The following is a 9,980-nucleotide window of genomic DNA, read 5'->3' as shown; positions in this document are numbered from 1 at the left end:
AGAAAAAGTTCAGACATCTTGAAAATATCTGAACTTTTTTCAAATTTGTCTAATCAAAAATAGCCAACCTATTTTAGGACTAGTCATATGTTATTTAAGCATTAGCTTAGGGCAGCCTTAACCTGGTCAGCAGCTTCCTGGAATAAAGTAGCTGAAAGGATTGGCATACCTGAATTATCTATAAGTTCTTTTGCTATTTCGGCATTGGTACCTTGTAAACGTACAATAATAGGCACTTTAATGGAGTCACCCATGTTTTTATAAGCGTCAACAACACCCTGTGCAACACGGTCGCAACGAACGATACCACCAAATATATTAATAAGTATTGCTTTTACATTAGGATCACGAAGTATTATACGGAAAGCTGTTTCAACACGTTTGGCATCGGCAGTACCCCCCACATCAAGAAAGTTTGCAGGTTCAAAACCGGCATATTTAATAAGGTCCATAGTTGCCATGGCAAGTCCTGCACCATTAACCATACAGCCTACAGTACCGTCAAGGTCAACATAGTTAAGCCCTACTTCCTTGGCTTCAACCTCAATCGGGTTTTCCTCACGTATGTCGCGCATGTCGGCATATTTCTTTTGCCTGTATAAAGCGTTGTCATCAAGAACAACTTTAGCATCTACAGCAAGGATTTTGTTGTCAGATGTTTTAAGTACAGGGTTTATTTCAAAAAGCGATGCATCACTTTCTGTATAAGCTTTATAAAGTGCTGTTACAAACTGTACCATTTCTTTAAAAGCATTTCCGCTAAGTCCAAGGTTAAAAGCTATCCTTCTTGCCTGAAAGCCCTGTAGCCCTACAGCAGGGTCAATTTCCTCTGTAAAAATAAGGTGAGGTGTTTTTTCGGCAACCTCTTCAATATCCATACCGCCTTCGGTAGAATACATAATCATATTGCGGCCTTTACCCCTGTTAAGAAGTACCGACATATAAAATTCTGAAGTTTCACTTTCTCCGGGATAGTAAACATCTTCGGCAATAAGTACTTTGTGTACTTTTTTACCTGTAGGAGGTGTTTGCGGAGTTATTAGGTCCATACCTATAATCTGCCCTGCAATTTCCTCTACCTGCTGAAGGTTCTTGGCAAGTTTAACACCACCGCCTTTTCCACGCCCTCCGGCATGAATCTGGGCTTTAATAACATGCCAGCCTGTTCCGGTCTCGGCAGTTAGTTCCTTAGCGGCTGCAACGGCTTCGGCAGCATTGTTAGCTACAATACCACGCTGTACACGCACGCCATGGCTTGCCAGTATTTCTTTTCCCTGATATTCGTGTAAATTCATAATTAATGCATTTATCTTATTAAAAGTGGAACAAAAATAGCAAAATACATCCAATGGCTGAAAGTATTTTTATTTTTTTATCGTTAAGTCAGCCCTATCATTAAAGTAGCTTATAAGGTAATGATTTATAGTATGCATTTTTATATTGTAAACTATTACAAAAAGTTATAAAATAAACAATTTGTTATATTTTGTTATTATTTGTTTAATTTTTGTATTGGATGATTCCCACAGATAATTTTGCATAAATAATATATACTATAATGGAGGCAAAACAATTAGTGCATTTGGCTGAAGAATTTGGCAGCCCCCTGTATGTTTACGATGCGCAAAAAATACAGTCGCAATACCAAAGGCTGGAAAATGCTTTTTCCAAAGTGGGGAGCTTAAGGATAAATTATGCTGTAAAGGCCTTAAGCAATATATCTGTACTAAAATTACTAAAGCAGTTCGGCGCAGGGCTTGATACTGTTTCCATACAGGAAGTGCAACTGGGCATTATGGCAGGCTACACACCTGAACGGATAATTTATACCCCTAACGGGGTTTCTATGGAGGAAATTGAAGAGGTAGCAGCACTTGGTGTGCAGATAAATATAGATAACCTTTCCATACTGGAGCAATTTGGCACTAAGCACCCTAAAATCCCGGTATGCATCCGCATAAACCCACATGTTATGGCAGGTGGTAACAGCAATATATCTGTAGGGCATATAGACAGTAAATTTGGAATTTCCATACACCAGATGCCACACCTGCTGCGCATAGTTGAAAACACGGGCATGCACATTAATGGCATACATATGCATACAGGCAGTGATATACTTGATGTGGAAGTATTCCTTTATGCGGCTGAGATACTTTTTGAAACAGCAGCCCATTTCAGGGAACTGGAATTTATTGACTTTGGCAGCGGCTTTAAAGTACCTTATAAAAAGGATGATATACAAACTGATGTTGAAGAGTTGGGCACAAAACTCAGCAAGCGTTTTAATAACTTCTGCAAAGAATATGGCAGGGAACTTACCCTATGTTTTGAGCCTGGCAAATTCCTTGTTAGTGAGGCCGGATACTTTTTAGCAAAAGTGAATGTTGTAAAACAAACCACTTCAACTGTATTTGCAGGTATCGACAGCGGCTTTAACCACCTGATACGCCCCATGCTTTACGGGTCATACCACCATATTGAAAACTTATCTAACCCGGCAGGCAGGGAGCGTTTTTACAGCATAGTTGGCTATATATGCGAAACAGATACCTTTGGCAGCAACCGCCGCATAGCCGAAATTAAAGAAGGTGATATACTTTGCTTTTATAATGCAGGTGCCTATTGTTTCTCTATGGCGAGCAATTACAACTCGCGCACACGCCCTGCCGAAGTTTTATGGCATGAAGGGAAAGCCCACCTTATCCGCCGGCGTGAAACTATAGATGACATTGTGCACAACCAGGTTATTTTAAATTTTGAAAAAGAAGAAGTTCATAATTAGTTTAGGTTATATTATCTGGTAATGAGCCGCACCTATTAGGTGCGGTTTTTTTATTTTTGCACTAAACTGATAGAAATGCAAAAATTTAAAGCTGTAATTTTTGATCTTGACGGTACTCTGGCCAATACACTTCCCTTATGCATTCATGCATTTCGCCTTTCTATAGAACCCTATATAAAAAGGACTGTCAGCGATGAGGAAATCATTGCTACATTCGGGCCATCTGAAGAAGGTACTATTATGTCCCTCGCACCTGATTATTATGATAATGGTGTAGCAGATTATATTATGCATTATAAAGCGCACCATGAAATGTGCCCTGCGCCATTTGATGGAATGAAAGAGTTGCTAACGCAATTAAATACAAAGGGCGTTCGGCTTGCAATGGTTACGGGTAAAGGAAAAAAGAGTGCTGATATTTCACTGGAGAGATTTGGGCTGGCAGATTATTTTGAACTACTTGAAACAGGTTTGCCACAAGGCCCCAGCAAACCACAGGGTATTAAATCTATACTCCAGGTATGGCGTGATATAGAGAAACATGAAGTAATATACATAGGCGATGCACCAAGCGACATAACAGCTTGCCGGGAAGCAGGCATACCTATTGCCGCAGCAGCATGGGCTGAAACTGCTGAACCTGAAAAATTGAATTTACTTGAGCCTGACCACTTATTTTATAACGTACCTGATTTCAGCCGTTGGATTTTAAGAAATACCTAATGGTTTAATCCAATAGGAAGCAACGGAAAAAACCTATATTTTCAGTACTTTTGCAACTGAAACCTGCAAGCCTATGGAACTTTATTATTCGCTTTCTGTACTTATTGTTTTAGCCTCATTCTTTGCTTATTTCAATGTACGCTTTTTAAAACTCCCCTCCACAATAGGTGTTATGGTAATTGCAATGGCAGTATCTATCATGCTGGTGCTTTTTGGCAATACCGTACCCAGTATATCCAACAGGATCTCTGCACTTATAACAGGTTTTGATTTTACAGAGGTGCTTATGGGCGCCATGCTTAATTTCCTCCTTTTTGCAGGGGCTATACATATCAACCTGAAAGACCTCAGGGAACAGCGCACCCCCATTATGGTTTTCTCTACCGTAAGTGTTATAATATCAACTTTTGCAGTGGGTACCATGATTTATTTTATACCCATGCCCAGCCTTGAAATACCTTATATATACTGCCTGCTTTTCGGGGCACTCATATCTCCTACCGACCCAGTGGCGGTGCTCAGTATTTTAAAGGGTGCAAGGGTACGCAAATCACTTGAAACGAAGATTGCCGGCGAATCATTATTTAATGACGGTATGGCTATTGTAACCTTTGCCGTTATTTTACAGCTTGCGCAGGATAACCAGTATGAGCCTACCATATTAAATGTTTTATGGCTTTTTATAAAAGAAGCCGGTGGAGGGTTCCTGTTAGGGATAGCTTTAGGAATAGGAGCATCTAAAGCGATGCGCAGGATTGACGATTATAAGGTATCGGTGCTTATAACGCTTTCTGTAGTGATGGGCGGATATTTAATTGCTTCCCTACTGCATTTTTCAGGGCCCTTAACCATGGTGTTTGCCGGCTTGATTATCGGTAATTTTAAAAGAAGGTGGACTATGTCCGCTGAAACCAAAGATTACCTTGATAAATTTTGGGAGCTTAATGACGAAATACTAAACGCTATATTATTTCTTTTTATAGGATTTAACCTTTTAATTATAAAAGACTTGGATAATTACTGGATTCCCGGCCTGGCAAGTGTAGCTATTGTTATATTTTCCCGTTGGGTATCAATATGGCTGCCCACCAAGTTTATAAAATTCAGGGAAAAATTCAGCAAGGGCACTATTAAAATATTGGTATGGGGCGGTATAAGGGGCGGTGTTTCCATTGCACTTGCCTTATCTATAGATGACAACCCGTATAAAAAAACTATAATAGCCATAACCTATTTCGTAGTGGTGTTTAGTATTATAGTCCAGGGGCTTACAATAGGTAAGGTAGCGACAAAAATTTTAGCCGAACCTAAATAGTATCCGGCAGGATTTTTCCGGGGTTAAGGATATTGTTGGGGTCAAAAACGGCTTTTATGTTTTTCATAAGCTGCAGCTGCACAGGAGGAAAAGCTATATCCATATAATTTTTTTGCACAAAGCCTATACCATGCTCTCCCGAAATTGTGCCCTTTAAAGATACCGTAAGCTCAAATATTTCCCTAATGCCTTTAGGCACTTCATTCTTCCAGTTTTCTTCTGGCATATCGCCTTTTATAATATTTACATGAAGGTTGCCATCACCTGCATGACCATAGCATACCGACTGAAAGCCGTATTTTTTCCCTATCTGCTTTATCCCTTTCAGTAAAACAGGCAGTTCATAACGCGGCACTACCGTATCTTCCTCTTTATAAACAGAGTTTGATTTTACCGCTTCAGCTACTGTACGCCGCAACTTCCAAAGCGCATTTTTCTGGTCTTCGGTATCGGCAAAAAGTATTTCATCAGTATCAAACTGCTCCAGTACTGCCATAATTTTTTCAGCTTCGGCAAAAAGCATTTCGGGCTGGTTTCCATCCACCTCAATAAGCAGGTGTGCTTCTACTTCATCCTTTATTATCAGGTTTACACTGTCAAGATATTTTAATCCCCAGTCTATAGCATCCCGCTCCATAAACTCCAGCGCACTGGGCACTATTCCTGCACGGAAAATTTCCGCAACGGCTTCACATGCCTGCTCCGCCCTGAAAAATGGCACCAACATTAATATGTTATGCGATACAGCCGGTAAAAGCTTCATTACTATTTTAGTGATTATACCCAAAGTGCCTTCACTGCCCACCATTAGTTGTGTTAAGTTATAGCCTGTAGAGTTTTTAAGTGTGTTTGCTCCAGTCCATATAATTTCACCTGTAGGCAAAACAACCTCAAGGTTCAGCACATAATCTTTTGTAACACCATATTTAACAGCACGTGCCCCACCTGAGTTTTCTGCTACGTTGCCACCAATGGTGCAGCTGCCCTGGCTGCTGGGGTCAGGGGGATAAAATAAGCCTTTTTCATTTACCGCTTCCCTGAATACCTGCGTAATTACCGCAGGGCCTAAAATAGCCTGCAGGTTTTTTTCATCAATTTCAATAGAGTTTAACCTTTCAACAGACAAACCTATACCTCCATAAATACTTAATGCTCCACCACTAAGCCCTGTACGCCCTCCTATAGGCACTACCGGTATTTTGTGTTCGCTTGCCAGTATCATTATCTGTGATATTTCCTCAGCACTGCCGGGCTTTACCACAACAGTTGGCGGAAAATTGAAATCCTCAGTTTCATCATGCCCGTAATGGTAACGGGTTTCGTCGTCTATAAAAAAGTAGCTTTCCCCAACTATGCTTTTAAGCCTGTTTAATAGTGTAGTGTCCATACCGCAAATATAGCAGATTTGTAAATCCTCAATAAAAAATAAAGCCCTGAAACAATAACATTTCAGGGCTCTAAAAAGTATTTAGTAAAATTAATAATTTACTTTTCTTTTCCTGCCTGATATCAGCTGGTCAACAGAATACCTGCCACTGCCCACTACCAGGAGCAGTATATAAATTACAAGATATAAACTACCCAATTCCTTTTCATTAAAAGCATCATTGTCATGTACTACAAATACTGCAACCAGCATTGTAATAATAAGCGGTATAACGGCAAGCCTGGTGGCAAAGCCCATTATTATTAAAAATGAACACACCAACTCTGAAAACACTGCCAGGGATAATGTGGCAGACTCCCCTATTCCTATAGGGTCTATAAACTGTGCTGTACCCGGCTCCATAATAAGGTTAAGCTTTTGCAGGCCATGCGTCATCATAAAACAGCCCACGCCCAACCTTAAAATTAAAAGGGCTACATCATACAGATTTTTATTATATGTTGTATTAAAAACACCTATCATTGCTGCTCAACAAATTGCAGGTTGGCAATAAGTTTTACTTCCTCGCTCACTGTCAGCCCGCCTCCTTCTATTACCGCATTCCAGTTAAGGCCATAATCTTTACGGTTTATTTTTGCAGTAACTTCCAGCCCAACTTTATTATTGCCGTAACCATCGGTTGCCTTTCCACCGTACTCGCCTTTAAATTTTACCTGTTTGGTAACGCCTTTCATAGTAAGGTCGGCCATAATTTCATAGTCATCACCGCTTACCTGCTTTATAGAAGTTGTTTTCACAGTAATTTCAGGATGGTTCTCTATTTCAAAAAACTCAGCACTACGCAGGTGGCCATCGCGTTGTTCATGGTTTGTATTAATGCTGTCAGCCTTTATTTTTATAGTTATTTCTCCTCCTTCAAAAGTGTCTTCAGGAGTAACGGCTTCGCCACTGAATTCACCGAATGAACCTGTAACAGTTGAAATTACCAAATGCTTAACTTTAAACTGTATTTCCGAATGCGCAGGGTCTACGCTCCATTTTTTTGTAGCCATATTAAATATTTTTTTGGTTTTAGCACCATAAAATTAAGGAAAATACATCAAAAATTAGTTAAAATAATGTAAAGCAGAAGATAATTTTAAATTTTAAAAAGAGATTATACATACAGCACATTTAATTTAATGATATGCTATTCTATTAGCAAAGTACCGGTTTAAAATAAAATATTTATATTTGTAATAAATTTTATTACAGTAATAATGATAACAGGAAAGTTTGCCATATCAGTACACATACTCACGCTCTTAAGCAAATTTCCTGATGAATACCTTTCTTCAGATTTTATTGCAGGAAGCCTGAATATAAATGCTGTATTGGTGCGCAAAGAGATAGCCAACCTTAAAAAAAATCATCTTGTTAAAAGCCGTGAAGGTAAAAATGGCGGTACTGCACTGGCACAAGATGCAAGCAAAATAAATTTTGAGGATATCCTTAAAATCACACATGAAGAACTGCATTTAGGATTTTCAAAAAATGAACCCTGCCCCGATTGTGTTGTGGGAAAAAAGATAAACCAAAACCTGGAAAGTTTATATACCGATATAAATAATATGGTTAATGAAAAACTGAGGAAAGTATCCTTAAAGGAATTTTCAGAAAGATTTTAAATAACTTAATAACCTTTATATAATGAAAATAGCAGTAATAGGAGCCACAGGCTTTGTAGGCTCAGCAATTGTAAAAGAATTGGTAAACAGGAACCACGAGGTAACAGCTATTGCCCGTACACCTAAAAAAGAAATAGCCGAAAAAGCCAACTGGATAGCCGCTGATGTTTTTTACCCTACCGAGCTGGCAGAAGTGCTTAAAGGGCAGGATATTGTTATCAGCTCCTATAACCCCGGCTGGACAAACCCTAATATTTATGATGATTACCTAGCAGGAGCACAGTCCATACAGGAAGCCGTAAAAGAGGCGGGGGTTAATCGTTTTATAGTAATTGGCGGGGCAGGAAGCCTTTATGTTGCGCCAGACCTTCAGCTTATTGATACACCAAAGTTTCCCGAGGAATATAAACCGGGCGCAACCGCTGTAAGGGAATATTTAAATATCCTGAAAAAGGAACAGGAACTGGATTGGGCTTTCTTTAGCCCTGCTATAGAAATGCACCAGGGTATCACTACAGGCCGTACAGGCAAATACCGTTTAGGTACCGATAGCCCTGTATTTGATGAGAATCACCGCAATTCGCTTTCGGTAGAAGATGTTGCAGTGGTTATAGCAGATGAGGCTGAAAACCCTAAGCACCATAAAATGCGTTTTACCGCAGGTTATTAATTAAACAGGTTAATATAATACAGGCTGCTTATATGGCATGATAACCTTACAGGCAGCCTGCTGCTTTTATACAGGTTCCTGTAAATTTTATGTATTTTTACATTCATGGAAAAGCCCAAGCCAAATAAAAGCGCATTACAGGAAAAAGATGGCGTTGCACAGCCTGAAAGCATCAGCAGGGATTCTGCAGAGAATATTGCACTTCTCAGAAAAAAACAGCCCACTGCACAGGAACTTGTAAACGGCATACTGGAAGGCAATAAAACAGCTTTGAGCAGGGCTATAACACTTGTAGAAAGCACCAATCCGAAGCATTTTGAAAAAGCCGGTGAGGTAATCAACCTGTGCCTTCCGCATGCTAATAATTCGGTTCGTATTGGTATCACAGGTGTGCCGGGGGTTGGTAAAAGCACATTTATTGAAGCGTTTGGAAAACACCTTACCGGTTTGGGCAAAAAAGTTGCTGTCTTAGCGGTTGACCCCAGCAGTTCGCTTTCGCATGGCAGCATATTAGGCGATAAAACCCGCATGGAAGAGCTGGTTAAAGATGAAAACGCCTATATAAGGCCATCGGCTTCAGGGGATACACTTGGCGGTGTGGCACGCAAAACACGTGAAGCTATAATACTATGCGAAGCCTGCGGATTTGATACTATTATAATAGAAACCGTTGGCGTGGGGCAAAGTGAAACAGCAGTGCATAGCATGGCAGATTTTTTCCTGCTGCTAAAAATAGCCGGTGCCGGAGATGAACTTCAGGGTATTAAGCGGGGTATTATGGAAATGGCAGACTTGATAGTGATTAATAAAGCAGATGGTGACAACATTAAAAAAGCTAAACTGGCCAAAACCGAATTCAACAGGGCACTGCATCTTTTCCCTCCTAAAAATTCAGGGTGGCAGCCAAAGGTTACCACTTGCAGCTCTATTACAAAAGAGGGTATTGAACAGGTTTGGCAACTAACCGAAGAATACTTTAACCTGGCAAAAGGCAACAATTACTTTAATGCCAAACGAAAGGAACAGAATCGCTACTGGCTTACACAAACCATAAACGAACAGTTACTGAATGATTTTTACAGCCGTGAAGACATTATGGCTTTATTGGAAGAAAATAAAAAAGCGGTGCAAAACAATGAGATTTCACCGTTTGCAGCCGCCCGTATCCTGCTTGACAGTTATTTTAAAAAATAGTTTTACTGTTCTTCATAACGCTGCATCTCCCTGTCATAAAATTCATTGACAAGCGTAATAAGGCTTTCCATTTCTGCCTCAAGGTCAGCCTCATCTGCTTCATCCGGCTCCTCTAAAAATTCTACTTCATCATTTTTAAGGTTTATAATAAACCTTGGGTAATCCAGGTGGATTATGAATATATCTTCAGGAAAATCAGTATTATCTGCAAGTACAAATTTTGGTAATTCCATTGGTGA

At 39.8% G+C, this 9,980-nt stretch carries 11 protein-coding genes; 6 read left to right on the top strand and 5 right to left on the bottom strand.

What is annotated here, in order from left to right; genetic code table 11:
• Positions 1-101 precede the first annotated feature (101 nt).
• Entirely contained in the window at positions 102-1,295 is a 1,194-nt protein-coding gene (gene sucC / locus GSF09_RS10820) for an ADP-forming succinate--CoA ligase subunit beta (protein WP_159801254.1), read from the bottom strand.
• Positions 1,296-1,558: 263 nt separating this feature from the next.
• On the opposite strand from sucC, the gene lysA reads away from it, so the two are divergent.
• The 3 genes from lysA to GSF09_RS10805 all read left to right on the top strand — a co-directional run bounded on the left by lysA (position 1,559) and on the right by GSF09_RS10805 (position 4,823).
• Positions 1,559-2,785: a diaminopimelate decarboxylase gene (gene lysA / locus GSF09_RS10815; RefSeq protein ID WP_159801252.1), complete on the top strand. Its 1,227-nt coding sequence runs from the start codon at positions 1,559-1,561 to the stop codon at positions 2,783-2,785.
• 75 nt (positions 2,786-2,860) lie between these two features.
• Positions 2,861-3,508, top strand: coding sequence for an HAD family hydrolase (locus GSF09_RS10810; RefSeq protein WP_159801250.1), 648 nt, complete (start codon positions 2,861-2,863; stop codon positions 3,506-3,508).
• A 73-nt stretch (positions 3,509-3,581) separates the two neighbouring features.
• The gene (locus tag GSF09_RS10805; RefSeq protein ID WP_159801248.1) at positions 3,582-4,823 is read left to right on the top strand and encodes a sodium:proton antiporter; all 1,242 of its coding nucleotides are present in this window, start codon (positions 3,582-3,584) and stop codon (positions 4,821-4,823) included.
• Here the strand turns inward: GSF09_RS10805 and GSF09_RS10800 are convergent.
• From GSF09_RS10800 to GSF09_RS10790, 3 genes are all read right to left on the bottom strand, one after another.
• Entirely contained in the window at positions 4,816-6,210 is a 1,395-nt protein-coding gene (locus tag GSF09_RS10800; RefSeq protein ID WP_159801246.1) for an FAD-binding oxidoreductase, read from the bottom strand. The two genes, GSF09_RS10805 and GSF09_RS10800, sit on opposite strands and share 8 nt — an antisense overlap.
• Positions 6,211-6,300: 90 nt before the next feature.
• Positions 6,301-6,732, bottom strand: coding sequence for a DoxX family protein (locus tag GSF09_RS10795; protein ID WP_159801244.1), 432 nt, complete (start codon positions 6,730-6,732; stop codon positions 6,301-6,303).
• Positions 6,729-7,262, bottom strand: a complete 534-nt coding sequence (locus tag GSF09_RS10790) for a YceI family protein (protein ID WP_159801242.1) — start codon at positions 7,260-7,262, stop codon at positions 6,729-6,731. The genes GSF09_RS10795 and GSF09_RS10790 overlap by 4 nt, the downstream gene beginning before the upstream one ends.
• 207 nt (positions 7,263-7,469) lie before the next feature.
• Here GSF09_RS10790 and GSF09_RS10785 point away from each other — a divergent pair, with 207 nt between their 5' ends.
• The 3 genes from GSF09_RS10785 to meaB all read left to right on the top strand — a co-directional run bounded on the left by GSF09_RS10785 (position 7,470) and on the right by meaB (position 9,741).
• The gene (locus GSF09_RS10785; RefSeq protein WP_159801240.1) at positions 7,470-7,877 is read left to right on the top strand and encodes an Rrf2 family transcriptional regulator; all 408 of its coding nucleotides are present in this window, start codon (positions 7,470-7,472) and stop codon (positions 7,875-7,877) included.
• 22 nt (positions 7,878-7,899) lie between these two features.
• Positions 7,900-8,547, top strand: a complete 648-nt coding sequence (locus GSF09_RS10780) for an NAD(P)-dependent oxidoreductase (RefSeq protein WP_159801238.1) — start codon at positions 7,900-7,902, stop codon at positions 8,545-8,547.
• Positions 8,548-8,652: 105 nt separating this feature from the next.
• Entirely contained in the window at positions 8,653-9,741 is a 1,089-nt protein-coding gene (gene meaB / locus GSF09_RS10775) for a methylmalonyl Co-A mutase-associated GTPase MeaB (RefSeq protein ID WP_159801236.1), read from the top strand.
• Positions 9,742-9,743: 2 nt separating this feature from the next.
• Here the strand turns inward: meaB and GSF09_RS10770 are convergent, their stop codons facing one another.
• Positions 9,744-9,974 (bottom strand): hypothetical protein, encoded by a 231-nt coding sequence (locus GSF09_RS10770; RefSeq protein ID WP_159801234.1) that lies wholly within the window; start codon positions 9,972-9,974, stop codon positions 9,744-9,746.
• Between the last annotated feature and the right edge of the window lie 6 nt (positions 9,975-9,980).

It is taken from the genome of Flavobacterium sp. MK4S-17 (genome assembly GCF_009848495.1).
Classification (GTDB): Bacteria; Bacteroidota; Bacteroidia; order Flavobacteriales; family Flavobacteriaceae; genus Flavobacterium.
The sequence above is the reverse complement of the archived record's forward strand: the minus strand, read 5'-3'. Positions and strand labels throughout refer to the sequence as shown.